At 39.9% G+C, this 22,478-nt stretch carries 34 protein-coding genes; 22 read left to right on the plus strand and 12 right to left on the minus strand.

Annotated elements, in window-relative coordinates:
• Window positions 1–4: 4 nt before the first annotated feature.
• Window positions 5–1,000, minus strand: a complete 996-nt coding sequence (locus ARCPR_RS08310) for a DUF1464 family protein (RefSeq protein WP_012941043.1) — start codon at window positions 998–1,000, stop codon at window positions 5–7.
• Window positions 1,001–1,146: 146 nt separating this feature from the next.
• On the opposite strand from ARCPR_RS08310, the gene ARCPR_RS08320 reads away from it, so the two are divergent.
• From ARCPR_RS08320 to ARCPR_RS08335, 4 genes are read left to right on the plus strand one after another with little or no spacing between them, the layout of a single operon-like run.
• Window positions 1,147–1,914, plus strand: coding sequence for an integrase (locus ARCPR_RS08320; RefSeq protein ID WP_083772970.1), 768 nt, complete (start codon window positions 1,147–1,149; stop codon window positions 1,912–1,914).
• A gap of 5 nt (window positions 1,915–1,919) precedes the next feature.
• Window positions 1,920–2,126, plus strand: coding sequence for a hypothetical protein (locus ARCPR_RS08325; protein ID WP_012941045.1), 207 nt, complete (start codon window positions 1,920–1,922; stop codon window positions 2,124–2,126).
• Window positions 2,123–2,404 (plus strand): hypothetical protein, encoded by a 282-nt coding sequence (locus ARCPR_RS08330; protein ID WP_012941046.1) that lies wholly within the window; start codon window positions 2,123–2,125, stop codon window positions 2,402–2,404. The genes ARCPR_RS08325 and ARCPR_RS08330 overlap by 4 nt, the downstream gene beginning before the upstream one ends.
• Complete coding sequence (locus ARCPR_RS08335; RefSeq protein ID WP_148208705.1) at window positions 2,397–2,633, plus strand: hypothetical protein; 237 nt, start codon at window positions 2,397–2,399, stop codon at window positions 2,631–2,633. Before ARCPR_RS08330 ends, ARCPR_RS08335 begins: the two co-directional genes overlap by 8 nt.
• On the opposite strand, the gene ARCPR_RS08340 is transcribed toward ARCPR_RS08335, so the two are convergent.
• The gene (locus ARCPR_RS08340; protein WP_245526133.1) at window positions 2,620–2,886 is read right to left on the minus strand and encodes a hypothetical protein; all 267 of its coding nucleotides are present in this window, start codon (window positions 2,884–2,886) and stop codon (window positions 2,620–2,622) included. The genes ARCPR_RS08335 and ARCPR_RS08340 overlap by 14 nt on opposite strands.
• Window positions 2,887–2,969: 83 nt before the next feature.
• Between ARCPR_RS08340 and ARCPR_RS10040 the strand changes: the two genes are divergently transcribed.
• The 17 genes from ARCPR_RS10040 (at window position 2,970) to ARCPR_RS08415 (ending at window position 14,300) form a co-directional block, all read left to right on the plus strand.
• Window positions 2,970–3,365 (plus strand): flagellar biosynthetic protein FliQ, encoded by a 396-nt coding sequence (locus tag ARCPR_RS10040; RefSeq protein WP_012941049.1) that lies wholly within the window; start codon window positions 2,970–2,972, stop codon window positions 3,363–3,365.
• A 7-nt stretch (window positions 3,366–3,372) separates the two neighbouring features.
• Complete coding sequence (locus tag ARCPR_RS08350; RefSeq protein ID WP_012941050.1) at window positions 3,373–3,693, plus strand: hypothetical protein; 321 nt, start codon at window positions 3,373–3,375, stop codon at window positions 3,691–3,693.
• A complete protein-coding gene (locus ARCPR_RS08355) occupies window positions 3,671–4,063 on the plus strand; it encodes a hypothetical protein (protein WP_012941051.1) in 393 nt (130 codons plus the stop codon). The genes ARCPR_RS08350 and ARCPR_RS08355 overlap by 23 nt, the downstream gene beginning before the upstream one ends.
• Window positions 4,064–4,065: 2 nt before the next feature.
• Window positions 4,066–4,854, plus strand: coding sequence for a hypothetical protein (locus ARCPR_RS08360; protein WP_012941052.1), 789 nt, complete (start codon window positions 4,066–4,068; stop codon window positions 4,852–4,854).
• Window positions 4,851–5,237, plus strand: coding sequence for a hypothetical protein (locus ARCPR_RS08365; protein WP_012941053.1), 387 nt, complete (start codon window positions 4,851–4,853; stop codon window positions 5,235–5,237). Before ARCPR_RS08360 ends, ARCPR_RS08365 begins: the two co-directional genes overlap by 4 nt.
• Complete coding sequence (locus ARCPR_RS08370; RefSeq protein WP_012941054.1) at window positions 5,227–6,201, plus strand: hypothetical protein; 975 nt, start codon at window positions 5,227–5,229, stop codon at window positions 6,199–6,201. The genes ARCPR_RS08365 and ARCPR_RS08370 overlap by 11 nt, the downstream gene beginning before the upstream one ends.
• On the plus strand, window positions 6,170–6,445 hold the full coding sequence (locus ARCPR_RS08375) for a hypothetical protein (RefSeq protein WP_012941055.1): 276 nt from the start codon (window positions 6,170–6,172) through the stop codon (window positions 6,443–6,445). The genes ARCPR_RS08370 and ARCPR_RS08375 overlap by 32 nt, the downstream gene beginning before the upstream one ends.
• A 1-nt stretch (window position 6,446) precedes the next feature.
• The gene (locus ARCPR_RS08380; RefSeq protein WP_012941056.1) at window positions 6,447–6,779 is read left to right on the plus strand and encodes a hypothetical protein; all 333 of its coding nucleotides are present in this window, start codon (window positions 6,447–6,449) and stop codon (window positions 6,777–6,779) included.
• A 2-nt stretch (window positions 6,780–6,781) separates the two neighbouring features.
• Window positions 6,782–6,934: a hypothetical protein gene (locus tag ARCPR_RS09835; protein ID WP_012941057.1), complete on the plus strand. Its 153-nt coding sequence runs from the start codon at window positions 6,782–6,784 to the stop codon at window positions 6,932–6,934.
• A gap of 5 nt (window positions 6,935–6,939) precedes the next feature.
• The gene (locus ARCPR_RS08385) at window positions 6,940–7,296 is read left to right on the plus strand and encodes a hypothetical protein (protein WP_012941058.1); all 357 of its coding nucleotides are present in this window, start codon (window positions 6,940–6,942) and stop codon (window positions 7,294–7,296) included.
• A gap of 10 nt (window positions 7,297–7,306) precedes the next feature.
• Entirely contained in the window at window positions 7,307–9,871 is a 2,565-nt protein-coding gene (locus ARCPR_RS08390; protein WP_012941059.1) for a hypothetical protein, read from the plus strand.
• Window positions 9,868–10,110, plus strand: a complete 243-nt coding sequence (locus ARCPR_RS08395; protein ID WP_012941060.1) for a hypothetical protein — start codon at window positions 9,868–9,870, stop codon at window positions 10,108–10,110. The genes ARCPR_RS08390 and ARCPR_RS08395 overlap by 4 nt, the downstream gene beginning before the upstream one ends.
• A 52-nt stretch (window positions 10,111–10,162) precedes the next feature.
• Window positions 10,163–12,304 (plus strand): LamG domain-containing protein, encoded by a 2,142-nt coding sequence (locus ARCPR_RS08400; protein ID WP_245526161.1) that lies wholly within the window; start codon window positions 10,163–10,165, stop codon window positions 12,302–12,304.
• The gene (locus ARCPR_RS08405) at window positions 12,304–12,630 is read left to right on the plus strand and encodes a hypothetical protein (RefSeq protein WP_012941062.1); all 327 of its coding nucleotides are present in this window, start codon (window positions 12,304–12,306) and stop codon (window positions 12,628–12,630) included. The genes ARCPR_RS08400 and ARCPR_RS08405 overlap by 1 nt, the downstream gene beginning before the upstream one ends.
• Window positions 12,627–12,908: a hypothetical protein gene (locus ARCPR_RS08410; RefSeq protein WP_048084616.1), complete on the plus strand. Its 282-nt coding sequence runs from the start codon at window positions 12,627–12,629 to the stop codon at window positions 12,906–12,908. Before ARCPR_RS08405 ends, ARCPR_RS08410 begins: the two co-directional genes overlap by 4 nt.
• A 4-nt stretch (window positions 12,909–12,912) precedes the next feature.
• Window positions 12,913–13,077 (plus strand): hypothetical protein, encoded by a 165-nt coding sequence (locus tag ARCPR_RS09840; protein ID WP_012941064.1) that lies wholly within the window; start codon window positions 12,913–12,915, stop codon window positions 13,075–13,077.
• Window positions 13,078–13,400: 323 nt separating this feature from the next.
• Window positions 13,401–14,300: an AN1-type zinc finger domain-containing protein gene (locus tag ARCPR_RS08415; RefSeq protein WP_012941065.1), complete on the plus strand. Its 900-nt coding sequence runs from the start codon at window positions 13,401–13,403 to the stop codon at window positions 14,298–14,300.
• On the opposite strand, the gene ARCPR_RS10045 is transcribed toward ARCPR_RS08415, so the two are convergent.
• The 7 genes from ARCPR_RS10045 to ARCPR_RS08445 all read right to left on the minus strand — a co-directional run bounded on the left by ARCPR_RS10045 (window position 14,301) and on the right by ARCPR_RS08445 (window position 19,192).
• Window positions 14,301–15,728, minus strand: a complete 1,428-nt coding sequence (locus ARCPR_RS10045; protein ID WP_012941066.1) for a transglutaminase-like domain-containing protein — start codon at window positions 15,726–15,728, stop codon at window positions 14,301–14,303. It lies immediately after the preceding gene.
• Between the two features lie 130 nt (window positions 15,729–15,858).
• Window positions 15,859–16,017 (minus strand): hypothetical protein, encoded by a 159-nt coding sequence (locus tag ARCPR_RS09845; RefSeq protein ID WP_012941067.1) that lies wholly within the window; start codon window positions 16,015–16,017, stop codon window positions 15,859–15,861.
• A gap of 6 nt (window positions 16,018–16,023) precedes the next feature.
• Window positions 16,024–16,842, minus strand: coding sequence for a hypothetical protein (locus tag ARCPR_RS08425; protein WP_012941068.1), 819 nt, complete (start codon window positions 16,840–16,842; stop codon window positions 16,024–16,026).
• A 91-nt stretch (window positions 16,843–16,933) separates the two neighbouring features.
• Window positions 16,934–17,293: a type II toxin-antitoxin system PemK/MazF family toxin gene (locus ARCPR_RS08430; protein ID WP_012941069.1), complete on the minus strand. Its 360-nt coding sequence runs from the start codon at window positions 17,291–17,293 to the stop codon at window positions 16,934–16,936.
• On the minus strand, window positions 17,268–17,453 hold the full coding sequence (locus ARCPR_RS08435; RefSeq protein WP_012941070.1) for an antitoxin family protein: 186 nt from the start codon (window positions 17,451–17,453) through the stop codon (window positions 17,268–17,270). Before ARCPR_RS08435 ends, ARCPR_RS08430 begins: the two co-directional genes overlap by 26 nt.
• Window positions 17,454–17,535: 82 nt before the next feature.
• Window positions 17,536–18,222, minus strand: coding sequence for a hypothetical protein (locus tag ARCPR_RS08440; protein ID WP_012941071.1), 687 nt, complete (start codon window positions 18,220–18,222; stop codon window positions 17,536–17,538).
• A 13-nt stretch (window positions 18,223–18,235) separates the two neighbouring features.
• Window positions 18,236–19,192 carry a hypothetical protein gene (locus tag ARCPR_RS08445; protein WP_012941072.1) on the minus strand — a complete coding sequence of 319 codons (957 nt, stop codon included), beginning with the start codon at window positions 19,190–19,192 and terminating at the stop codon, window positions 18,236–18,238.
• A 355-nt stretch (window positions 19,193–19,547) separates the two neighbouring features.
• Here ARCPR_RS08445 and ARCPR_RS09425 point away from each other — a divergent pair, with 355 nt between their 5' ends.
• Entirely contained in the window at window positions 19,548–20,603 is a 1,056-nt protein-coding gene (locus ARCPR_RS09425) for an AN1-type zinc finger domain-containing protein (RefSeq protein WP_012941073.1), read from the plus strand.
• Window positions 20,604–20,839: 236 nt separating this feature from the next.
• On the opposite strand, the gene ARCPR_RS09850 is transcribed toward ARCPR_RS09425, so the two are convergent.
• The 3 genes from ARCPR_RS09850 to ARCPR_RS08460 are packed head-to-tail and all read right to left on the minus strand — an operon-like array spanning window position 20,840 to window position 22,329.
• The gene (locus tag ARCPR_RS09850) at window positions 20,840–20,986 is read right to left on the minus strand and encodes a hypothetical protein (protein ID WP_012941074.1); all 147 of its coding nucleotides are present in this window, start codon (window positions 20,984–20,986) and stop codon (window positions 20,840–20,842) included.
• Window positions 20,987–21,005: 19 nt separating this feature from the next.
• Entirely contained in the window at window positions 21,006–21,290 is a 285-nt protein-coding gene (locus ARCPR_RS08455; RefSeq protein WP_012941075.1) for a type II toxin-antitoxin system HicA family toxin, read from the minus strand.
• A 1-nt stretch (window position 21,291) separates the two neighbouring features.
• Window positions 21,292–22,329, minus strand: a complete 1,038-nt coding sequence (locus ARCPR_RS08460; protein WP_012941076.1) for a hypothetical protein — start codon at window positions 22,327–22,329, stop codon at window positions 21,292–21,294.
• Window positions 22,330–22,478: the final 149 nt, after the last annotated feature.

Genomic DNA, 22,478 nt, shown 5'->3' on the forward strand with positions numbered 1-22,478 from the left:
CCAGTTAAATGGGATATTTAAAAAGCTTCCTTAAATCGTGAGCTATGTAATCCAATATGCTACCGCTCGCTTTGAGAAGTTCGAGATGATCCACAACATCTCTGAATACACCTCCGTTCAAGCCATTTGCAATTATGCAAGCTCCTTCAGCCGAAGCTTTTACACTGGAAAGTTTGAAACACTTAAACCCGGTATAATCCACGAATTCATCGTAGTATAGATCGAAGAATCTTCCAGAGACAACAATCTGGCAACATTTGCCAATCGAAACCTCCATAACCTTTATACCTTTTACTATGTATTCAAACATCCAACGTAAAGCTTCATCAGGGATTTCATCTATCTCGCACTTTAAAAAATCCTTAAAACCTCCCCTAAACACCATTTCCTTTGGATAATCCTTTAAGAGTGCTACTACCTCCAAGTCCAAAGCTCCAGATGAAGAAAATGAAGGAAAACCTGAAGTTCCACCCAAACCATCGACAATCTTACCGTCCTTAACTGCGATGAAAGAATTGAATCCGTATCCCGCTTCTACAAGCACAAAATTCTGATCCGTAAAGTTGATACCCATCTCTTTTAGCCTTACCAATGCCAAGGCAACTGAACAGACCTTGTCGCTCGTTCCCATGTCTATCTTGTTCAGCTTTCTGTAAGCTGGAACTGTCGGTAGAAGCTTTACCGATGGTATCGTATATGATATTTCACCTAAGTATTTTCTAAGAGCTTCTATCAGCAGTCTAACGCCCATAATAGGTCTATCAAAGCTTAAAGTTAGAAGTGTAAGTACTCTATCATTAAGCTCGGACAGCCTCTTAACTGGAAGTCCGTATCCAAATCCACAGGCAATAGCTTGAGGAGAATGGTCTCTCAGAAATCTTATAATCTCATTGATTTCATCCTTCAGATCCTCTATGAAGATGTAATCGATAATCCTGCCATCTTCTGAAATCATTACACAAGAGTCCTTTGTTCCTACATCGATGCCTGCCGTTATCATGTTGACGATATGAATTGAAAGAAGTGCTCCGGCCGGGATTTGAACCCGGGTCACGGGATCGAGAGTCGAGTTTTGTTGAATTGGACTATGATTCCTACCGTTCCGAACTTGTGCAATGGTTCAAGAGGAAAGGCATCAAAGATGGCATGAAGTATATTAGATACCTTGACAGGATGCTGTCCGGTAAAGTCATTAGGCATCCAAGAGAACTCGCTCAGATCGTTCAAGACAAAACACGACACCATAAAGTTGCTGTGCGAGATTTTCTTAAATTCCTTGTGGAAAGCGGTTATTATACAAAGAGTCAGATAATAGACTATCAGGAAGTAGTGAAACTCGAAAGAACTGGAATTAGACCGGCATCGCAAGCATTCACGACAACGGATAAGATCATCAAAGCTTATGAATACCTCAAGAGCATCAACAGCGAGAAAAAGATCATCCTCCTGAAACTGCTTATTTACAGCGGTTTAAGACTGACTGAAGCTTGCGACATTCTCAAAAACTTCAACAAATCTGAATTAACCATTCTGGAAGATAAGGGAATCGCGAGATACGATCTGCTTGCTATGTATAAGAGGATTGATAGCTCAAAAGCCAAAGCGGAGGTAACAAAGAGGGCATGGGTTGCATACATGCCGGCTGATTTCGCTAAAGAATTACTTGAAGTTTGTCCTATTGAGATAAGCGAAGAGGCTATGAAAGGAAAGAGATTCTGCAATGGGATAATCCTACCAAATCAGCTTAGAAAATGGTTCTCCAATTTCTTAAAGGATAATAGCGTTCCAGAGAGGGTTATAGAGTTCATGACTGGTAAAACCCCTGAAAGAGTGCTTAGACAATTCTATTTCGATTTACTTAGGGAAGCTGACGAGGAATATTCCCGGATCGTTGATAAGTTTCCTATCAGGTGATGGGTATGAATGATGGAGATTATTATGGAGAATGGTTGCATAGGGGATGTGGAGGCAATCTGATAATTCTAATTGATGCAGGTAAGAAAACAGTTGAAGGAAAAGAGATTGAAGGCTTGGTTTTCAAGCTGAAGTGCACTAAATGTCCTTACGAGAGTGAGTTTGCTTTTCTTGGGTTTGAAGGTTTAGAAGAGGAGGGTGATGAAGAATGAGTCTAAAGCACAGAATTATCAAATTCTTTGAAGAGCAAGATCCGATAAAAGAGGACTACAAGAAAATAAGAAGAGCATCATTGCTTTGTAGCATGATTGCGTTATTCTGCTTGGCAATGAGTGCCGTATTTTTAGTCTTTTTCGACGATGTAAAGCATTCGATAGTACTCTTGATATTCTATGCTATTTTCAACGAACAAGCTGAGATGTGGGATTTGGCAGAAGTCAGGAAGAAATTGTACGAATTAAGCGGTGGTGAGGAGTTATCAGGTGGTTGAGATGCTGATAAGCGTTGAGAGGAGGAATTTATGTCCTCTCAAGACTACTATTTTCATAATCTGTCCTAAATGCGGTAGAAAAGGGAAATTAGGAGTAAAAAAGAAGAATGCATTCGGGCAGAGGAAGTATATGATAATTCACGAAGATGGCAAGTGCTATGTTTCTCCTCTCGACGGTGAGCTTTGGGAGGCTTTAGACAGGCTTTATTCTTCAATCAGAAAAACCTAACTGTCATAACTTTATTTATCGTGTCAACTTCAACGAGAACCTCATTTCCATACTTCTCGATAAATGCTGGGAGATACAGCAAACAGAGTTTGCTGTTTCCGTTTCTCCTCTTGACCAATTTTCGGGTAAATCTTACGATTCCATTATCGATCTCCTCATACCTCATATACCTGTAATACACCATTAGAGTATTGGGTGTTTCTGAAAGTAAGTGTATTTCGCTACACGAATGTCCACACAACAGTATATACATTTTTGTTCATAAGGCGAAATATTAATTATATTATAATACTATTTTTTATCGTGGTTTTGTTAGCAAGGGGGTGAGAATGGGAGATGAGGTTGGCAAGTTTGGTTGTAGGGATTGGTAGAAAAATTCTGAATGTTGGTAGAGAGAAATTAGCGTACAAGCTTGCAGAGAGGTACGGCATCTCAAGAGAGGAGATAGAGGAAACGAAGATGGAATTTGTCGCTTGGGCTACTGAGCACAACAAGCCTTTGAACATGGCATCTTACATTGAATTCGTCAAGGATAGGAAGGGTACAGTAGGTCTCGTGGATTGGATCAAGGGAATAATAGTGCTGGCGATCTTGGGTGTTGGAGTTGCAATTCCGATTGTAGTGAACACGGTTCAAAGCGTTTCTGTGAACGATACGACTACGCAGTTAGTTCTATCGTTCATTCCGCCAATCCTTGCTGTCACAATCCTACTTGGATTCTTAGGCAGGTAAAGAGAACATGGACTTCCAGCTATTCATTTTTTTAACAGTAGTTGCAGTGGTTTTCATAGTTCTTGGGTTCAGAGTGTTCACTTTCTCGGTGATTGGCTCTCTTACGATGATCATCTTGGGAGTGCTGGCGTTGCAAGGGATAACGCAAACCTACGCTTATCCCATTGAGAACAACACGAGCGTTGAATGGGTGAACATGACGGTAAACCTCCTCGAACCGCCATTGTCCTACGCAGTTCCTCTGATTTGGATTTTCATAGGTTTGGCTGGTTTGATCATCCCGATAACAAGCGGAGGTGGGAGAAGTGGCGGATACAAACTTGGTTAGTAATCAGAGCTTAAATCCTGTCGTCAGTCACATTCAGTTCCAAGAGAAGTACTATCAACCGGAAACAGACTTAGTTACTTCTGACGTTACAAGGGCTTTTCTCAGCAGGGAAGGTGTCAATTTCGTTAGAAGAGGAACTCTGCTTGTTGCGATGCTCGAGAAGATGGGATTCTATAATTCCGCTGAAGTCGTCAAAGAAATTCTTGGTGCTTATGCAATCGTGACTCTTGGAATGGGTAACTTTGCCTCTATGGTTACCAATTACGCATGGGCGACAAGAGCGTTCAACTATCCGCAAGATATTCCGCAGGATGACCTCATGAAGAGCATGAAGACTGTTTTCGAGAAATTAACCCCTAAGAGGAGGTAGGTATGTCGAAGGTTAAAGGTGAAGAGGTTAGGCTTTTGGTTATTGGAGATGGATACATAAAGGAGAAGAAGGGTATCAAGCTGAAGGAGAGCGTAATTATAACAGAGGATGGCAAAGGTTATCTTAGAACTCCCAAGATGGGAACGAGCTTGGAACTCTTCTTGCATGCTCATCTTGAGAGAGGCGATGAAGACATCTCCTTGAACGACCTGTATCAGCGTTACTTTGAATTCTGCCAAGCTTACGATCTGGAGATTCTGAACTTTGACAAGTTCGTTAGAGGACTATCGAGGTATGTTCCAATTGAGGAAGTCGTCGAGAAGGATGAAGAAGGGAAGAGCGTTGTCAAGTTGGTTGCGAAGGGCGTTTCTTTGACCAACAAAACCATCATGATCGAGAATGGAGCTGATAGATACTTCTACATAAAGAAAGGATTGTTCAAAAGAAAACAAATCCCGGTGTACGTAGTTGTAGAGGGCGTTCCTAAAACCTTGAGTTTCTCTGAGGTTAGAGGGATTGCAATCGATGGAGGAGGAAGCTTAAGGGTGATCGATGACGTTGGAATGGGGCAACTGCTAACGGAAACGCTATTGATGGGTGCAACGATAGGCACTCAGAAGATTTTCAAGGATATTAAGTTCTTGGTGCTGATTGCTGTGGTTTTCTCAATGCTCGCCATGATATTCGGAATTTACGACATGATCTACATGAACAACTTGGTAAAAGCCGTCCACAGCTTGCAGGGGCAGGTAAACTCTCTCGTCAACGCCCTTAAGGGTGTGATAACATGAGGGTTGTTAGCAATCTTAAACAGGACATCAAGGAGATTTACGGAGAGAAGTTCGAACAGCTTGACTTCAAGTTTACAGTAATCTCGAAGAGCTATCCCTTCTTTATTTCAGTTGTTTACAAGGCTAATTGCTTGAGCGAGATAATTTCGTTGTGCAAGGCAGTTCTTGACGAGGAGTATCTATCACCAGAGGAAGTTAAAAAGTTGATCAAGGATGCAATTATCGCTCAGCACTCACAGCTGATTGACTTGGCTGTTGATCTTGAACACCAGATGAACGAGATTTACTACTCTCAAATTCTCCCAGATCTGATCGAAGCTGGTTTCTTGACGAGATTTACTGTTCCTACTTACGTTTGGGAGGAGGATGAAGATGAGGAGTAAGGAGAGAGTAACTAACAGCGTTGTGGATATGATCAAATACGCTTACAATCCACCAGATGGCAGAAAAGCGTTTGTCGACTTCTTCATATTCTCTCCAGAGTTGATGAAAGGTGTTGGTAAGACTTCTTTCGCTTTGAGAGTGATGTATCGAGTTTACGGCGATTGGGATGAGGCTTTGAACAAGCTCTACATGAAACCCGAAGATGCCATTCAGCTTCTCGTCGATCTAGTCAAGAAGAGGAAGAGGATCCCTGTTTTCGCAATGGATGATGTAGGAATGTGGTTGAGCGGTTTGACATTCAGCATGAGTAAGGGTAAGCAAAGACAAGCTATAACGAGCTTTTACGAATTCTACAATGCTATTAGAACGGTTTCCGCCTCATGCTTGTTCACCGCTCCTAAAAATGATATGCTGAGAACGTTGCTCGATCAGGTCAACTTCAGGATTGCGATATCACCCTATTCGGAAGAAATGAGCTTAGCGAAGATTTACAAGGTTAAGGCAACACCTATGTTCCAGAAATTCATCAAGACACATCACCAAGAGGTTTTCCCAATTAGGTTACCAGATGAAATATATCGCAAGTATGAGGAAAAGCGTTGGGATGCTCTTGAGTGGAAGGCGAATGAGTTAGTCAAAGTGTGGAGTGATGCAAAAGAGGATGTTCTCGAAGAAAGAATGCCTAATATAGTTAAAGAAGTATATATACCCACTACTCAATCAGTAAATCCGTTAGATATATATAAAAATTATAGAATGGGAAGTCATGACACTTATGCGGATAGTGTAACTTTTCCAAAGGCATTATCTAAGAAATACGGTTTACACAAAGGTGATACTTTCGTTTGGATCGATGTAGGTTTTCCAATCGGTGTTCCAGACATTTATTTTGAAGAATTTATACAAACATTCTTTAAAAAGAAGGAGGAAGATGGCGATGCTGACATGGACAGTTCCAGCTGATTCTCCTCTTGCTCATCTATTAGCATTGATATTTTTCGGAGCTTGGGCGTGGGTAGGAGTCAACATGGCCTTCTCCTTCAGGAACTTCGAAATGGCTTGCAAGAAGCACAATTTGAACGATGTAGAAGTCTTCTTCAAGCCATACAAGAAATATCCTGATGAGGTTAAGCGGTTAGCTTGGAGAAGCTGGTTCAGCTTGGCTTTTTGGGTTTTGTGCACTAAATTGTTGATGTATGGTGGTTAGGATGGTTTTCGGGAAGATTAAGCAGAAGTTGTCGAGTTTGAAGATGGAAGGACAATTGGCGAAGAGTGCTGAGAAAAAATTGGAATTAGCTAACATGAAGAGAGAGGCAAGAAGATATGTTAAGCAAGCCAAGTCTGCTGGTGTTAATCTTTCTGAGGATGAAGCTCTCGCTTATATAAAGTCAAAGAGAAGAAAGGAGAGATTCTCGAAGTTGTTTACTTACGCTTCTCGTTCTTTTGGTAGTTTTGTAGGAGGTGGTAGGAGTATGGCGAGAAAGAGGAGTAGAAGGAGGAGTAGGAGAAAGGGTGGAAGGAGAAGAGGAAGGAGGAGGTGATTATGGCAAGAAGAAGGAAAAAGGATAGGTTGGGAAGGGTGATGAGTAAGGTTGCGAGAGGAAAGAAACTCTCGAGGCGGGATAGAGCGATCCTTAGTGGGGCTATTGATGGGGCTAAGAAGGCTCGTTCTGAAAGGAGAAAGAACAGGAAGTGATGATTATGGCGAGAAAGAGGTTGTCAGGAACAAGATATAGAAAAAGGCAGAATGGTGGTAGGAAGAAGAGTAGAAGAAAAAATATTGCCAAAATCAAGAAGAAAGATCCAAGAACTGGTAGAAAAACATACTATTTGGGTTGGAGGGTCAAGGATACAGGAAAACCCGGATTGGATTCTGTTTCTGAATGTGAAAGAATTGCTAAGGCAATCTACAGAGACTACAAAGCTGGAAGGCTGAACAAAAGGGAAGCTAATGGCAGATTTGCCAGATTGCACAATACTGTAATTCCTAAGGTCTTCAAAGGTAGAGAGAAAGTGAAAGCCCAGAAAGCGGTTGAAAAGTATTGGCACAAGTTGTAAGGTGATTTAAATGCCAGTTTATTATGGTGGGAGGGGTTTAGCACCTGGAACATATTACGGAGGAGGTGGTCTAAAGCCGGGAACATATACACCGAGTGGTTATACTCCTCCATCACCACCTTCTTCATCTTCAAGCGGTAGTAGTAGTTCATCTGGTGGAGGAAATGGTGGTGGAGGACATCCATCAGCCACTAAGGGAAGAGGACTCTGGGGTGCATCAGGAAAGCCGAGCGGTGGATCATCTGGAGGCAGTTCAAAATCATCTTCAAGCTCTTCAAAGAAGACGAGTAGTGGAGGGAGCAAGAAAAGTTCTACTCCTCCTCAAGTAAGCAAGGGAAGAGGACTTTGGGGCAGTCCATCAGGTTCTGGAGGTGGTAACGAGATTTCAGGACTGATAGGAGGAGAAGGTGGATTAAGGGTTGCTGCTTCGAAAGCTAAGAAGGAAAAGATAGCTGAAATAGGACAGATCCCTCCAGATGTAAAGATAGCAAGGACAGAATCGGAAATCAAGTCCAAGCCATATACAGAGCTTGAAGTTGAAGCTTACAAGCTGTCTAAGGAGTTAGAGAAGGAATACAATCAGCTTTTGATTGAAAAGCAGAAACTTGAGGAGCTGATGCTGAAAGCTCAAGTTCGCAACAATCCCTCTTTAGCAAGGCAGGTAAACGAAAAGATCGCTAAGTTCAATGAGAAGGTTGCAAAGTTCAATGAGAAGAGGGCAAAGCTGGAAAGAATGAGCAAGGAGCTTGAAGTTCGTGCTCCTCCAGAGGTCAAGTTCATTCAAACTATTTCCAAGATAAGAAGGGATTACGAGAAATACTTGGAATCTCAGAGGTTCGGTCCATTAAAAGGAGTTGGAATGGGAGTTTTCGACATTCTTACTGGTGCACCAATTATAGTAGCTGAAGATATACACAGAAAGAGGGCAGAAGGAGAAGCAAGGGCTGGTCTTACAAGTCCTAAAACATACTCTGAATTCTTAAGTATGCGTAATGAGGTTTTTGTCAGTCAAGTAGGTGAAAGCGTAGAATGGGCAAGGTCAAAACCGCATGAAAGCGTTCCTTACGTTGCCGCTTCGATAGTTGCAGGTGTAGGAATTGGCAAGGTTGGTGGAAGATCGATAGGTGTTGCCTCCGACATAGGAAGAAGCTTGAAGTTCAAGCTGACAGAGTTTAAGCCTACTGAGGCCTTGCTAATCACAGAGAAGGGAGCTAAGAAGATCAATCCGCAAGAACCTCTCATCCCACAGGTTGGACTCACCAAGCTTGAGACAATTAAACCAGTTGTCATGGAGACAACTGAGAAGGGATTGGTCAAGACTAAAGAAATGCTAACGCTTGTTGAGAAATCAGCTGGAGTCGGAAAGGCTTTGCAAATAAGCAGATCGGAAAAATCCGTTAGAGGAGCAGAGTTCAAGGCTAAGACAACAAGGCTTGGGTATCAGTTGGGAGGAGTAGAGCCTTTCGAGGTTCTCTACAAGTTCAAGAATCCATTAGGGCAGAAGGCTTATGCGAGAGTGCGTTATGGAGAAGGAGAGACTTCTGTCATGTTCAAATCCCCCAAGAAGTCAGGATTATTGAAGATTGCAGTTGAAGAAACTCACCCAATTGTTGAGAGGTTCGATGAGGCTTTTATCAAGCAGACTAAGCCAAAAGGAGGAAGAGGAGGGAGCAAGTCAGCAAGATCTGAAGAATTCAAGCCTGAAGAAATAGCAAGAGATTTCGAGGAGAAGGTTGGTTTTGACATATTCAAGGAACAGGCTAAGGCTAAGGAACAGGCTAAACCTACTGAGAGGACTTCTAAGGCTGAAGGGCAAGAGGTCAAAACAGTTGAGAGGACAACTGGAAGAGTTCACTACTTCGACATAGACGTTGGAGAGTTCGTAAGGAGCGAGGTTATGAGAGGACCAAAGCCTTCGATGTTTACACCTGTAATGCCTATGGTTGCACCCGCTCTCAGCATCCCCACAATGACGTCAATAGGTGGTTTAGATTTGCTGAATATTCCTCAAGTTTCTCCTGAAAAACCGAAAACGAAACCCGAAACTAAGCCGTTCGTCGATTTGAGACCTTATGTAGGGACTGGAACTGGCACAGGAACAAGAGGGAGGACAAGGACAAATACAATCCCATTCGTTGGAACTGTTCCTGATATCACAGTTACTACCGGCATAAAGCCGATCGAGGGAGTTAAAACCGCTCCATCTGTAACGACTACTCCTCCACCACCTAGCACTCCACCAAAACCTGTAAGTCCTATTCCCACCCTCGTTCCTCCATTCCTTGTCCCACCGATTCCTCAATTTGGAGGAGGAGTTGTTGGCACGACAGCAGGAGGAGTCAAGCCGACTGGTAGGAGAAAACAATCATACGTTGGTTTACTTGCGGGATTTGCAGAATTAAACGCTTTCGAGTTGTTCACGGGTAAGAAAGGAGCTCATTTACTCGTTCCAGAGATTGCATCTCCTTACTGGGAGAAATCTCTGGCAAGTGCAGGATTTGTTGAAGTTCCAACCGCTCAGGAGATTTTGGGTAGTAAGAAGAAAAAGAAGAAAGGGAGGGGGAAGAAGAAATGATTAGGAATAGAAGAGGGCAGTTCACGATCGCTGGACTGTTCGCATTGCTTATTATGTTAGTCGTGAGTGTCAAGCTCCTACCTATGGTGTATCAATACTGCGAGGAAGGTGCTCAGTTAGCAGAATCTAAAGGAGATGCTCTAACAGCCTTCCTACTACGTTTAATCCCTGTTAGCATAGTTATAAGCGAGTTAATGGCAATTTACTACTACGCAAAACCGATAATAGTGAGGGAGTAGTATGAGGCTGAAATTATTTTCACTAATTATTTTTATTGTATTATTGTTTGGGGTGGTAGGGGTAGCGAGTGCTGGAGTAATTACACCGCCGTTAGCGGATGATCCTTCTCTCGTTCTGAGATTGAGTTTTGACGACTACAAATTCTACCATTTTGGATTTGAGCAGACATTATATGACGACAACAACAGTGAAGATTTCAATTCGTACGGATCACTATCTTATTCAACAAATTGGAAAACGGATGGAGAATACAGCTTGTATGGAGATATTAGTGGCGATGAGGCAGCCATATACGAGGCATTCGGTTACAGGATAGTAGTAACATATGATGTATTTGTTTCTGGTAAGGTAAACAACGGAGAGTTAAGAGTGCTGGTAGGCGGTTCTGTCGTAAAGAGCTATACGGGAGGAAAATACCTAAACGAAAGTGTGACTGTTCCAGCTGGTGAAGACATAAAGTTTCAATGGTATGCTCCCACTTCTAACGATCGCATACAAGCATACATAGATAACATCCGCATTCTCAAGGTTCAAGCCGACGATCAGAGCGGGAACGGTAATAACGGTAATATCTACGGTGCAAACTGGACTGTCGGGCGTTACGGTTACGCTTTGAGCTTTGATGATGGAGAATATGTTGAAGTACCTAACTCGTCAATTTGGTGGGATTGGAATGAAATAACAGTTTGTGCATGGGTCAAGTTTTTGGAGCCACGTAAAGAGAGTTGGGATAGACTTGTAGATTCAAATAGATGGACTGGTAAAGGTGCGTGGTTACTTTTCGCAGATAAGTATAGCTCAAATACACTGTTGTGGGGTGTTACTGATAAAGACGATGCAGGCAATGTATACTTTTATCAAGTTGCTTATAAAAATATACAACCCAATGAATGGTATTTCGTAGTTGGAACTTACAACGGCTCTTATGTGAAACTGTATGTAAATGGAAAGCTTGTTTCGCAAAGAGATGCACCCACAATGAACATATCTGCCAATGGCGTAATTATAGGATTTAAAAACAGTCCAACTGATGATACCTTGAGAATTATAGATGAAGTCCGCATATACAATCGTGCTCTCAGCGATGAGGAAATCAAGGCAATGTATGAAGCCCTTCGTGTCAAATTCTACGACGAGAGCACTGGTCAAAAGATAAAAGCCAACGCTACCATCTTCAACGCCAACCACAGCATTAACCTCCAAGTCGATTCAATTACGAAAGAGGCTGTCCTGTTCCATGCTGACGTGCCAGAATACGGCAAGTATCAAGTAAAAGTCGAAGCTGGAGGATATTCTCCAAGATATTACGGTGTAAATCTAACAGATGATAAAAGAATAGAATTAGACACTTATTTACCTCCAAGTGACAAATCTGTGCTGATAATCTTCCAACTCGAAGATAACGCCAATTTCTATAACAACAACACGATGCTAATCCTCAAAAAAGCCTTTACAGATGGATCCAAGACTGTCTATCAGAACTACTTCGACATCGAGAAGAAATGCAGTGTTTATTTGATCGCTGACGACATTTACCACGTTTACGTTGATAACGGAATCGAAACGAAATATCTTGGAATTTACTCGAGCTCAATATCAACAACCGCAACACTCAAAATCGGCGAAGAGATCAGTCAAATTATTCAAAAAGGCGTTACACTACCCCTGCACACTGTAACCCTAATCGTTATAAAAGCCCTAAAACCCTACGCTCACGTTCCAATAGCTATTAGAGACACAGTTCACGGCAACAGCTATGTAGTCTACACGGATGACGAAGGAAAAGCAGTCATTTGGGTCAATAGCACCATCCCCTACGAAATCGACGTTAACAACAGCGAGAAAGTACTTACAACATTCCTACCTCTCAAAGAGAAGTATATCGTAGTCGTTCCTTATAATGTAACTCCACTGAATCAAACCTACAACGTCTTGTACAATGTAACAAATGGTAGCGTTCTTCAAATTGGCAAAAACATAAGCTCTCAGCTGTCTCCATCCGCGAGAGGTATTCTGACGGCTATAATCCTGTGGGCTGTGATGCAGAGTACTGTAAGAGTTGTCGGGAACGTCAGCGTGGTAGGCTTGGCAGTTTTGGTCATATTAACAATCATTGGCTTAGCAGATCCGATGTCCTGTGTGTTCGCCGGGACGTTCGTTGTTGGAATGTATGTGTTGAAGAGGTGGTTGTGATGTTGGGAACGGCAAGCAAAATCATAATTTTAGGAATAATAATTGGTGCTTGCTTTCAGTTAGCTGAACTTGGAACGCCTCCCGTTGCTACAGAACTTTATACAAATCTAACTACTGCTAAAAACCCAGTAGCAGTCGTTGATGCTCTTACAGGATATCTTACTATGGCTGGAAGGTCTTTATTAGGACCAATAAGCCTATTGGCTCCTGTATTCGATTCTAACACACCACCAGAAGTTAAGGCAATCATGCTCATTTTTGCCCTTCCATTAAGTGTAGCATATCTCTTGGCTTGGTTAAGCTGGTTGAGGGGGAAGGTGCTATGACTTGGTGGAACCTAACCCAAATCCAAGCGGATATATTTAGCATGTTTCTAACAGTATTCGGCAGTACAGAACTCGTTTTCGTGTTCGTGTTGGGATTCTTCGCGTTCCTTTGCGTAATTGGCAACTTAAAAGTAGAAGAGGCAAGCATAGTGTTCATCCCGCTCGTGTGGGGGATCGTTGCAGATGGTTGGCTGCCTGTGTGGGTTAAAGCAATGTTCGTGTTGGCTATCGCAGTTGTATGGTTCATGGCATTCCTAAGAGTAGTTAGAGAAGGGTGATAGCATGAGTAAGGGTAAGAAAAGTAGTGTAAACACAGGATTGATAGCAGATTTAAAGCTTTGGGAGAAACAGAAACACTATCCATTGCTTAAAGGAAGATTCGAAGGACATACCATCGAAGATCTAATAAGGAAAATAGAAGAAGTATTAAAAAAGAAAATAGGTTAATAGGTGAAACTATTATTTTTATTATTGCGTTATGTAAAATTCCTCTCAGCTAAAATCTCGAAGTCGGATGAGTAATTGAATTGTCCTTCAGTAACACCGCTTGAGAGGAGATAAATAAGAAGGTATCAGAACGGTTATTTCAGCTGGAAAAGACTTCTCAACCCTTCTTGTGTAACTACCTCTTAGAGAAAATATAAGAGCGAAGAATAGTAATACCGACTTGGAATCATGTCCATGTCTAACATTTGATATAGAATAAAAAGATTAATTTTTGTTTGTTTTGATGATTCTAAAGTTGCAACCCATTCGGAGGGACGACTTGCATGAGAGTAGCCGTTAGTATGATGGTGCTCGCACTGCTATTTATGCTATTTGGCAGTACAATCGTTCAAGCGAACAATCTCGAAATCAGCTACACCATACACGAAAATCACAACGCATGCGGTGGCAAATCAAAATATTTGGTTGAAATCAGAGTATATAACCCAACAGATGAGTATATTACGGGCTTGATACATACTTACGTTTTCAAAGATAAAGAAATTTACACCCATTGCGAGCCAAAAGATTTGGTTAACGGTTTTTACGTCAAACCGCACGAGACGAGTGTCTATCGATATTATTACACCGACCTACCAAAGTCCGGAAGCTTGTTCGTATCTCTATCGATTGGAAGTAAGAAGGAAAAATATGTATTGCCATTTAGCCTGCCGTTAACTCCAGCAACTACACTTACAACTGTCACAACTGCTACGACTCTCCAACTGCAGAATGTTGAAAGAAGCACGAATATCTTTCAGAAGGTCAGTCAAGAACTCAACTACTACCTTCTGACAGTCTACAACTCTTTAGGATTGAGGAAATACATACAGTACGACCATTTTCTGTACGCTTTAACTACTGTGCTGGTCCTTGCTGTCGGAAGCGTAGTTGTTGCTTATCAGAAGAGGAAGAAAGCTTACAGGTTCTACATTGATAGATACGAGGAAGCGTTCAGCGAGTACTCTCGACCTTACAAAATATCCTCCCTGAAACTATTTGCCAAGTGTGAGAAGTGCGAAAAGTGGGTGTACCTCCCATTCAGGTGCAACTACTGTGGCAACTACTTCTGCGGAGATCATATACTGCCTCCTAACCACAACTGCCCTAACATCGACGAGTGGAGGAGGAAGAGGCCTCCCGAAGGAGGCATATACCGGTACAGGTTCAAGAAAGGTTTGTAGCTACCGCTTAGCAAGCATCAGTTTGATTACCAAATATTCGTCTTCAATGTATGCCTTAATCCAGAATCTGTTGCACTTCAAAACATCCTCCATAATCTTTTCGTTCTTCTTAATTCTGTTCAATACGTAGTTTACAAAGCATTTTTGGAACTTTGGATGATAAAATGACTCATGATAGCGTAATGTCCAAATTTTGCCATAACTGTAGCCACTTGGTAGATAATCTCTTTCGTCAAGATCGTATAAGGAGTAATCCCTCTTCAGGCGAAATCTTTCTTCAAACTCATTTATCAGATCCAACTGTAGCGCCCTCAGGTCAGATTGTTTAATTTTATAGGCATATTTCTTGAAATCATCACTCGTAAGCTCCTCTACCTTTCTAACACTGGCAAATTCTTCTCCTTTGTACACCGCATAAACTGTGGCATTCTTAATTCGTTTACCTTCTTCTTCAAACCAATGATAGTAGTAATCGCTTAAATCCCAGACAGGAAGGTGCTGATCTAGCATGAAATACTGCCCATCTACTTTTATTGCCGTTGCGACATGCCCATCTTCGTAATTCTCGTAATTTATGTAGAAAATGTATACTGGTGAATAATCCATTGCTAGGAGAAGGGCAGCTGTCAGAATGGCATAATCACTACAGACTCCTTTTCCCTTCTTAACGGTTTCATACGGCGTTTGGTAGTAGTAGATCTCCGTACCTCCCACTACCTCCACATCCGTAATAACACCAGTATAAGGATCTTTTTCGTAGTATATTAAGGGAGCAGGCAGACTAGCTTTAGAGTAATCGTATTCAATATTTTCATCTTCCCACTCGAGAATATTCCAAGCACTTTCACAAATATCCTCACCTTTGAGTTCATTGGCTAAATCTTGTATTTTTGAAAGTTCTGAGGAGGATAAAGCAACTTCAAGCGCATATTTTAGTTCGTATCGCCAGAGTTTTTCTCTCAGGTCTACCGGAGTTGGTGTCGGTGTTGGTGTGGGTGTTGGTTCTGGCAGTGTGGCAGGTGTTGAAGTAATTATAGGAGTTAGTTTTAGAATCTCAATCGGTGGCGGTTGAGAAGGAATACTTGCAGGTGATTCTGACACATTCAGAAAGTTAGTTGCAAAAGCAAATGCTACTATTAAGAATATGATTGCTCCTATCCATGCTTTGATGTTTCTTCTCTTCTTTCTCGGTGAAGATGAATAAGTGTGAGTAGTGACAGGAGGAGTAACGTGTGGGTAAGGTTTGAAAAGTACTCCCTCGCTATGCGATCTACGACTTAATGAGGGTGGTTCCCTCATCCTCCACAGGTCGATATTGATACAGTTATGATTGGGAGGTAAGCGGTGATCCTCGCAAAAGAGTCCACCACAATATCTGCATTTGTAAGGATACGCTACCTCCTTACCGCAGAAATCACATTTAGCCATTGCTACCACCCACAAGAGGTCATTATCCCCAAACCCAACCTGCTATGCTAAAACTTAACCATTTCGATTTTTCGTGTTGAAGGTTGCAATAAATTATGGCAAAAAGCAGAGAAATTTAAAAAGCATTAAATTATTTTTCTATAGCACGTAAATATTTTATGCTGTACGTAGGCTCTTGGAAATAATACTGTTGCCACTCCTTTGCAACAAATCCTCTTCCGTCCTTCCTTTCTCTGAGCTCCTTAAGCTTCTCAATTAACTTATCTCTATCGACAACAAGAGTTGTCATTTTTACTCACCTCTCGGGATTTAGTTCTCTGCTATAATAATGTTTTCTTTTCACCCATTTAAATCCTTCGTGTTTCGTAATCGCCGCAATCTCTATTGGCCCTCCTATAGTTGGTGCACCAGGTCTAAATCTTGCAAATTTAATCGCTGTATCCACCAAGAAGTCTGCAAGATCTATGGCATCTTGAATTGGCATAGCAGGGTGAACTAATGTTATTTCCAACCTCTCACTCAAGTACCGAGATAGATCCTGTAACATATCTTCTTGAATCCCTAACTCACTTAAAACATCGAGCAACATTGGTGAGTAGCCTTTAACGATTCGGCTGATAACCTCGTATTCTCCATCCCAAGCGAGGGGAGAATCTACTTCACTTTTCTTAAAATCTCCAAACCCTATGTCTAATCTGTAAACCTCTGGATGAGTACCATTCGCAGAATAACCAGCAATGTAGAAACCTATGTACGGCTTATCCTCATCGTCCAAATCGTTGTAGGCCTCTAAGTAGTTCTCAACATACATAAACTGCAAGAATTTGTCAACAACTTCTTCGATCGTGTAGTTTTCTTTGTCTATCTGGTAATCCGGATCAGAGCTTGCCAACTTCTTCCTGAAATCCTTAACCAATGTTGAAATTGATAAATCACCAATGTTTCCACTACCCCAAGTTACAGCACCAATTGGAAGACCTTTATAGAGGTTGAAAATCTTGTTTGCATAGTTGTATACATTCCAAACCTCACCACTGGCGTTTAATATAGTCCCAGCACTATCAGATGCCAGAACTACACCATCATACACTTTAACGCAAATGGCAATCGTCATCCTAAGACCACCGCACACCACTTAGTTCAAGAACTTTTTAACTCTTTTTTCGTGTTGAGGAGTTAGGTTTGCCTAAGGCTGACGGCAACGGTTAACCAAGATTGAATATTGCTTTAATTATGCTCTTAACCTCGCTTAATTTCCTATCCTTTACTCTTCCGACCTTTTTGAGAACTAAGTTCTTCTCAACTGTGAAGATAGAATGACAGTGAATGTAGCTGATCTTTTTGAGTTTGCCTTCTTCTAAGTCTTCAGGCTTTAGCTCTACCTCAAAGTCTTCCAATTGCTTAGAAGAGCTTATTTTAGCCACTATTAAATCTCTTGAGATTTTGTTTAATTTTTCGGAACTTAAAACTAATACGGGTCTCAATTTCTTACCGATTAAATCGGTAAATGGTAGTTCCAAGACTACTACGTCCCCCTCTCTAAAATTCGAAGAGGTTTTCTGCATCTTCTCCCTCCCTTAGAAGTCTAAGATATGAATACAGCTTTAAATCGTCAATAACTTCTACTTCCTCAATGCTTAAAATTACTTTAGACCTTTCTGGAATATTCAACTTTTCTAATGGAATGAGAACTCCCTTCTCGTAAATGCATTCAATCTTCTTCATATCTCTTGTTTCGCATCCACCATATTTTAACCTTCACAAGGTTAAAGAAGTTGCTAAAGACTGCTTTAACAACCATTTTAGGTTATAAATTGGGATATAACTCAGCTAAGTGTTTAATATCAAAATTGGGGTTTATCGAAGTACTGCAATATTCATCGACAAATTTAAATATTTTATGCTTATTATTTATAATATCTTTTTCATCTAAAGTTACAAAAACTATATTGCCTCGATAATGAGATATTATTATGCAATCTACGAGAATTTGCCCATCATTAACATTATTGATAATGTTTCCAAGAAGTTGTCCCCAACTTATTCTTTCATGAGGATATGGATGAATTTCATCAACATCTATTATCTCCTTAATCTTGTTTAGGGCATTTTTAACCCTTAAATCAAATATCTTACTGATGTATCTTAGACTTGTTATCAAATGAATTTTATCATGCTTTGTTGATATTCGTATCGTGCTGAGTGACTTCAATATTTGTATTAAATGATCTCTTAGTTTGCTATCATCAATTTCCATGATAATTTGATCTATGTCCAAGTTGCTCTCTAAATACCTACAAACCTTTTCATAAAGTTTTAAACGCTTATATCTAATACGATCAAGCTCTTTTTTCACACTCTTAGAACATATTCTTTCGTGATTCTCGCTGAAAAACTTTTCACAATGTGAACCATATCTCTCCACATCAGCTATTATCTTAATATATGCGGCATATCCTACAATCACACAAGTATCAACAAAATATTCTACCAATTTTTCACCTCCTTTAAATATCTCGTAAAGCTTTGAGGAACTCTTTCGCTGGAAGGCTTGATTCAATCCTTTCAAGTAGAAAATCTTCAGATGGGTTTAATTCCAACTCGTCAATTCTTTTTTCGTAAATTTTTAGATAAACTTTAACATTATTTAATGTTATGTTAAAATTTCTTTGCAAGTTTTGGAGAACGTTTCTACTGTTTTGTCCTTTAATAGTTCTTTTAGCTATCTCCGTTGCTGGTAGCTTCCAGACTTCGTTATCATAATAAACGTAAGCTTCCTTACAAAATTCTATCAACTTTTCAGTTACTTCATTATTTCGTGCTTTTTCCTCTATTCCAAGCGCAATAGTCTCGAGTAATGTCGTGTATTCTATAAAGACATTCACTATTCTATGATCTTCAATTGTTTTAGAGATTGCCATATGTAGCTCTGATAGTGACTCAGAAACTATTGTCGAATCCACATCTACGAAATATAATCGCTTATTAGGGTACAATTGTTCTATAAACGACTCAAAACTCTTTTTAAACTTTAAATTTGTTATATACAAGTCTCTAAACTCGGAAGGGGCAAATCTCCTATATATTTCCTCAAGAAAATGATAGCCTTCACTCTTCAGCCTAAAGACACCTAATTCTTCAATAACAGATTTTATAGTATTTACTATAGTTTTTGCAATATCTTTTGGAATAGATGATATAATAGTATTTATTGAATTTATATCTTTACCGCTTAGGAAAGCTTCAATCGGATCATTACACCAAATATAACATCCTCTCATGTACCACGATCTCGTTATATTATCCAGATTGAGTCGCTCAGCAACATTATAAACGATTTTATGAACCTTAGTCTCATTGATATATTTTTTGTCAATTCTTTTTATTCTTAATACTTGATTTAAGCCTGATAAAATCAATTTAACAAGAACATCCTCATCATAATTATTTAGTAAGCTGGTCATAGCCCATCCCTTGCATGGGGTTTTCTATTTAAGTCTTCTGATTTTGAACAACTTCTAACTTTCGATTTTCGTTATTAATTAGTCGTTAAAGAAGTTGTTAAAGATTGCTTCAACGACCCTTGTCACCCAACTTGGTTAGTCGATTGTAGATGAAAAGATGTTGTTAGTTCGTTAGTTGTTTAACAATTGTTATAATATGTTATAACAATTGCTATAATAAAAGACTGGAAAGCAATAATAGTTCATGCTCTTGAAGAAGCCTTATATTGCTTCTTTATTATTTTTTCGACATCAATAGTAGATTACTGTGATATAAAATGAAATATTTTAAATTTGTAATGAACAATGCTATGCTATGTTCTTAATTCCCGGATGGGTCATAGCTGTTTTGACCTTTCCCGGTGTAATTATACACGAATTTGCACATAAAATAGCTTGCGATTTGATAGGTGTCCATGTCTACAGAGTTTGCTACTTTAGAATAGGCAACCCGGCAGGTTATGTAGAACATGCCCCTCCAAAGACATACAAACAAGCGTTCGTAATATCTACAGCACCATTCATAGTAAACTCAGCGATAGCTGTAGCCATCTTCGCTATAGCCGTAAAAACTCCATCCACTATTAAAATTTTTGGCATTGAATTTAAATACATCCTATATTGGCTTGGGATATCGATAGCAATGCATGCTTTTCCAAGCAGTCATGATGCCAAGAATGTATGGGATTTCACATGGAAAGTTTGGAGACGAAATCCTCTGGTCATTCTCGGAATTCCAGTTGTAGTCTTGATTTACATAGCGAATGCTTTGAGTTACTTCTGGTTTGATGCAATCTATGCTTTAATCCTGCTTACATTAACGGTTAGTATCGTAAAAGCTCCCACAACCGATGCAGTCACGAGCTTTGCTAAAGATATCTCTGAAGGTGTCATCAGCCTCGCTAAGGATGTTACAAAAGGGCTTGAAACATCTCTTGGAATATCAAATGTTGAGATAAGCTCAGACTTTCTATACCACAACATCCCCTTAGCAACATTCGTAGTTGTAATAGCGATCATCTGCTTATTCGCTATCAAAAGTAAAAGAAGAGGGATTCCAACAAGAAAGAGATACAGAATTAAGGAAATCTCCGAAGTAGGCGAATACTATCCACCTCCACCAGATGTTACAACCAATACCACAACATATTATTCGAACGAAACAACAGAAACCAAAGAACACGAATCGCTCTACGCTAAATGTGCCTTCTGCGGTAAAACAGTCTATCTGCCGTATAAGTGCAACTATTGTGGGCAATACTACTGCGATGACCATCGTTTACCTTTCAACCACAATTGTCCGGGAATAGACTCCTACAAAGACTCTCCACCGCCTAAAGGGGGGATATGGAAATACAGAAGAAGAGATTGATTTTTTCTCATTTCTATTTTATTTTTTCGTGTTGAAAATTTAGGATTGCCTAAATGGGTTTTCGTGTGAGTGAGTATAGAAGATGTTGTTGAGTTGATGACTTAACTAGTTGTTCTTATTCTATTAATTAATTTTAACAGAACCGCCTCTAAAATATAACAGAATTATTACACTAACAATCTATTTTAACACACAACCTATATTGAAGAATGGTCGTTAAAACAGTCTTCAACACCCTAAAGTTCTCTACTCACAACTCGACCATCAACCTCAACAGCCTTGAACTCCTCCATAGCATGGTCAACAAACACCTTAGCATATTCAGGAGCGAGTCCGTAACAAATGGAAATCTCCTCGATTATCTTTTTCTTGGAATACTTCATAACTTCCCTTCGGTATTAACTAAATGTATCCCTCTTTTTTCAGATAACGGATGTAATCGTCACGACTCATGGGACATTCTATAAAATCTTCGAAATCCTTTCGGCTCTTAAATTTTAATTGTTTCATAATCCTCTTTTGAATTTCTTTTGACAAATCCTTTGCTGAATGACTGATAATTGTAAAAATTGGCTGTTTCTTTTCGTCAATGTATAATATATATTTAATATGTTTTGATCCTACTTCCCTGAAACCTTTTTTATTTAGTGCCCGCCGAATATCTGAAGCTTTATATATTTTAGACATATCACGACACCTCGACGTATTCTAATAGCTTTTTCTTCAGTTCTAGTGACTTCTCAGATAAAATGTCATCAGATTCTTTAGCATATTCTTCGATCAATGCCTCAAAAACAACTTCAAGATCTTTCTTAGCTTCTTCAAGATTTTGCCCACATCCGAATAAATTCAACTCCTCATTACATAAGCACCAGACATTATCGAAGTTATCGTATTCAACATTCAGTTTTATTGGCTTCTTCAGCTTATACCCAGCAAAAATTCCTGTTAATTCTTCTTCAGTCCAAGATCTAATCTCAAGAACATCCTCCATAATCTTTTTTCTTCCTACCTTCTTTAGATGACCTACAACCTCTACAGGCATTCTTTTGATATGTTCGTAAATTACATCTTCTAATTCCGGAAACTCCAGATGATTGTAGTAGCATCTAATTCTCTCACCGCCAGTAGTTATGATCTCAAAATGGCGCTTTTGACCGTAGAACTTCCATTCAACAATAGCACCTTTTACAGTTTGTGAAACTAGCTTGATATACTCTCTAATTAGCCCGTCAACCTTTTCTCTCTTTTTAGGATCTAGGACAAATATTTCATCTGGACGATTGTGTCCAACTCCCAACTTTACAGTAATGCTGTCTTCCGACCAAATAGCCTTCAATCTCTTTAACTCTTTTATGATCTCCTCAATATTAGCTTTAAACTCCGTTTCAAGATAAGTCTTGACTTCATCGATGTTATCAAGGCTTTCAGCTATGTTCTTTATTGCATTCAAAGCCTTTAAAGGGAAAGGCTCATGCAATACTCTCGGTGGTTCGAGTGCTATACGAATACTCCCCTTCTTTACTTCAGATAAATATAATTTCAAATATTCTAATCGTTTAACCCCTTTAGCTCTTCCATAATCTGTTATGAACCTTTGAAGATTTGATAAAATGTCAGCTAGTTTGAGAACCTCAATTCTCCCAGATTCTACTTTTTTACCTTCTAATATAATCCAAATTTTTTTAATAATATCCCCTTTACTGTTAGAGAAGGACATTCCCATCCTCCCGCCAATATAATCTTATATAACCCTTTCGACTTGTTTCGAATTGTTTCGTTATTAACAGTTGTTGAAGACTGCCTTAACGTCCCTCCTCTCCCAAGTTGTTTAGTCGATTGTAGATGAAAAGATGTTGTTGGTTAGTTGATTGT

The organism is Archaeoglobus profundus DSM 5631, assembly GCF_000025285.1.
Classification (GTDB): Archaea; Halobacteriota; Archaeoglobi; order Archaeoglobales; family Archaeoglobaceae; genus Archaeoglobus_B; species Archaeoglobus_B profundus.

What these genes read in the sequence shown, in the direction of transcription:
- ARCPR_RS08310 (WP_012941043.1), bottom strand. Translation starts at nt 1,000, where the DNA reads ATGATAACGGCAGGCATCGATGTAGGAACAAAGGACTCTTGTGTAATG.
- ARCPR_RS08320 (WP_083772970.1), top strand. Translation starts at nt 1,147, where the DNA reads ATGAAGTATATTAGATACCTTGACAGGATGCTGTCCGGTAAAGTCATT.
- ARCPR_RS08325 (WP_012941045.1), top strand. Translation starts at nt 1,920, where the DNA reads ATGAATGATGGAGATTATTATGGAGAATGGTTGCATAGGGGATGTGGA.
- ARCPR_RS08330 (WP_012941046.1), top strand. Translation starts at nt 2,123, where the DNA reads ATGAGTCTAAAGCACAGAATTATCAAATTCTTTGAAGAGCAAGATCCG.
- ARCPR_RS08340 (WP_245526133.1), bottom strand. Translation starts at nt 2,886, where the DNA reads ATGTATATACTGTTGTGTGGACATTCGTGTAGCGAAATACACTTACTT.
- ARCPR_RS10040 (WP_012941049.1), top strand. Translation starts at nt 2,970, where the DNA reads ATGAGGTTGGCAAGTTTGGTTGTAGGGATTGGTAGAAAAATTCTGAAT.
- ARCPR_RS08350 (WP_012941050.1), top strand. Translation starts at nt 3,373, where the DNA reads ATGGACTTCCAGCTATTCATTTTTTTAACAGTAGTTGCAGTGGTTTTC.
- ARCPR_RS08360 (WP_012941052.1), top strand. Translation starts at nt 4,066, where the DNA reads ATGTCGAAGGTTAAAGGTGAAGAGGTTAGGCTTTTGGTTATTGGAGAT.
- ARCPR_RS08365 (WP_012941053.1), top strand. Translation starts at nt 4,851, where the DNA reads ATGAGGGTTGTTAGCAATCTTAAACAGGACATCAAGGAGATTTACGGA.
- ARCPR_RS08370 (WP_012941054.1), top strand. Translation starts at nt 5,227, where the DNA reads ATGAGGAGTAAGGAGAGAGTAACTAACAGCGTTGTGGATATGATCAAA.
- ARCPR_RS08375 (WP_012941055.1), top strand. Translation starts at nt 6,170, where the DNA reads ATGGCGATGCTGACATGGACAGTTCCAGCTGATTCTCCTCTTGCTCAT.
- ARCPR_RS08380 (WP_012941056.1), top strand. Translation starts at nt 6,447, where the DNA reads ATGGTTTTCGGGAAGATTAAGCAGAAGTTGTCGAGTTTGAAGATGGAA.
- ARCPR_RS09835 (WP_012941057.1), top strand. Translation starts at nt 6,782, where the DNA reads ATGGCAAGAAGAAGGAAAAAGGATAGGTTGGGAAGGGTGATGAGTAAG.
- ARCPR_RS08385 (WP_012941058.1), top strand. Translation starts at nt 6,940, where the DNA reads ATGGCGAGAAAGAGGTTGTCAGGAACAAGATATAGAAAAAGGCAGAAT.
- ARCPR_RS08390 (WP_012941059.1), top strand. Translation starts at nt 7,307, where the DNA reads ATGCCAGTTTATTATGGTGGGAGGGGTTTAGCACCTGGAACATATTAC.
- ARCPR_RS08395 (WP_012941060.1), top strand. Translation starts at nt 9,868, where the DNA reads ATGATTAGGAATAGAAGAGGGCAGTTCACGATCGCTGGACTGTTCGCA.
- ARCPR_RS08405 (WP_012941062.1), top strand. Translation starts at nt 12,304, where the DNA reads ATGTTGGGAACGGCAAGCAAAATCATAATTTTAGGAATAATAATTGGT.
- ARCPR_RS08410 (WP_048084616.1), top strand. Translation starts at nt 12,627, where the DNA reads ATGACTTGGTGGAACCTAACCCAAATCCAAGCGGATATATTTAGCATG.
- ARCPR_RS09840 (WP_012941064.1), top strand. Translation starts at nt 12,913, where the DNA reads ATGAGTAAGGGTAAGAAAAGTAGTGTAAACACAGGATTGATAGCAGAT.
- ARCPR_RS08415 (WP_012941065.1), top strand. Translation starts at nt 13,401, where the DNA reads ATGAGAGTAGCCGTTAGTATGATGGTGCTCGCACTGCTATTTATGCTA.
- ARCPR_RS10045 (WP_012941066.1), bottom strand. Translation starts at nt 15,728, where the DNA reads ATGGCTAAATGTGATTTCTGCGGTAAGGAGGTAGCGTATCCTTACAAA.
- ARCPR_RS09845 (WP_012941067.1), bottom strand. Translation starts at nt 16,017, where the DNA reads ATGACAACTCTTGTTGTCGATAGAGATAAGTTAATTGAGAAGCTTAAG.
- ARCPR_RS08425 (WP_012941068.1), bottom strand. Translation starts at nt 16,842, where the DNA reads ATGACGATTGCCATTTGCGTTAAAGTGTATGATGGTGTAGTTCTGGCA.
- ARCPR_RS08430 (WP_012941069.1), bottom strand. Translation starts at nt 17,293, where the DNA reads ATGCAGAAAACCTCTTCGAATTTTAGAGAGGGGGACGTAGTAGTCTTG.
- ARCPR_RS08435 (WP_012941070.1), bottom strand. Translation starts at nt 17,453, where the DNA reads ATGAAGAAGATTGAATGCATTTACGAGAAGGGAGTTCTCATTCCATTA.
- ARCPR_RS08445 (WP_012941072.1), bottom strand. Translation starts at nt 19,192, where the DNA reads ATGACCAGCTTACTAAATAATTATGATGAGGATGTTCTTGTTAAATTG.
- ARCPR_RS09425 (WP_012941073.1), top strand. Translation starts at nt 19,548, where the DNA reads ATGTTCTTAATTCCCGGATGGGTCATAGCTGTTTTGACCTTTCCCGGT.
- ARCPR_RS09850 (WP_012941074.1), bottom strand. Translation starts at nt 20,986, where the DNA reads ATGAAGTATTCCAAGAAAAAGATAATCGAGGAGATTTCCATTTGTTAC.
- ARCPR_RS08455 (WP_012941075.1), bottom strand. Translation starts at nt 21,290, where the DNA reads ATGTCTAAAATATATAAAGCTTCAGATATTCGGCGGGCACTAAATAAA.
- ARCPR_RS08460 (WP_012941076.1), bottom strand. Translation starts at nt 22,329, where the DNA reads ATGGGAATGTCCTTCTCTAACAGTAAAGGGGATATTATTAAAAAAATT.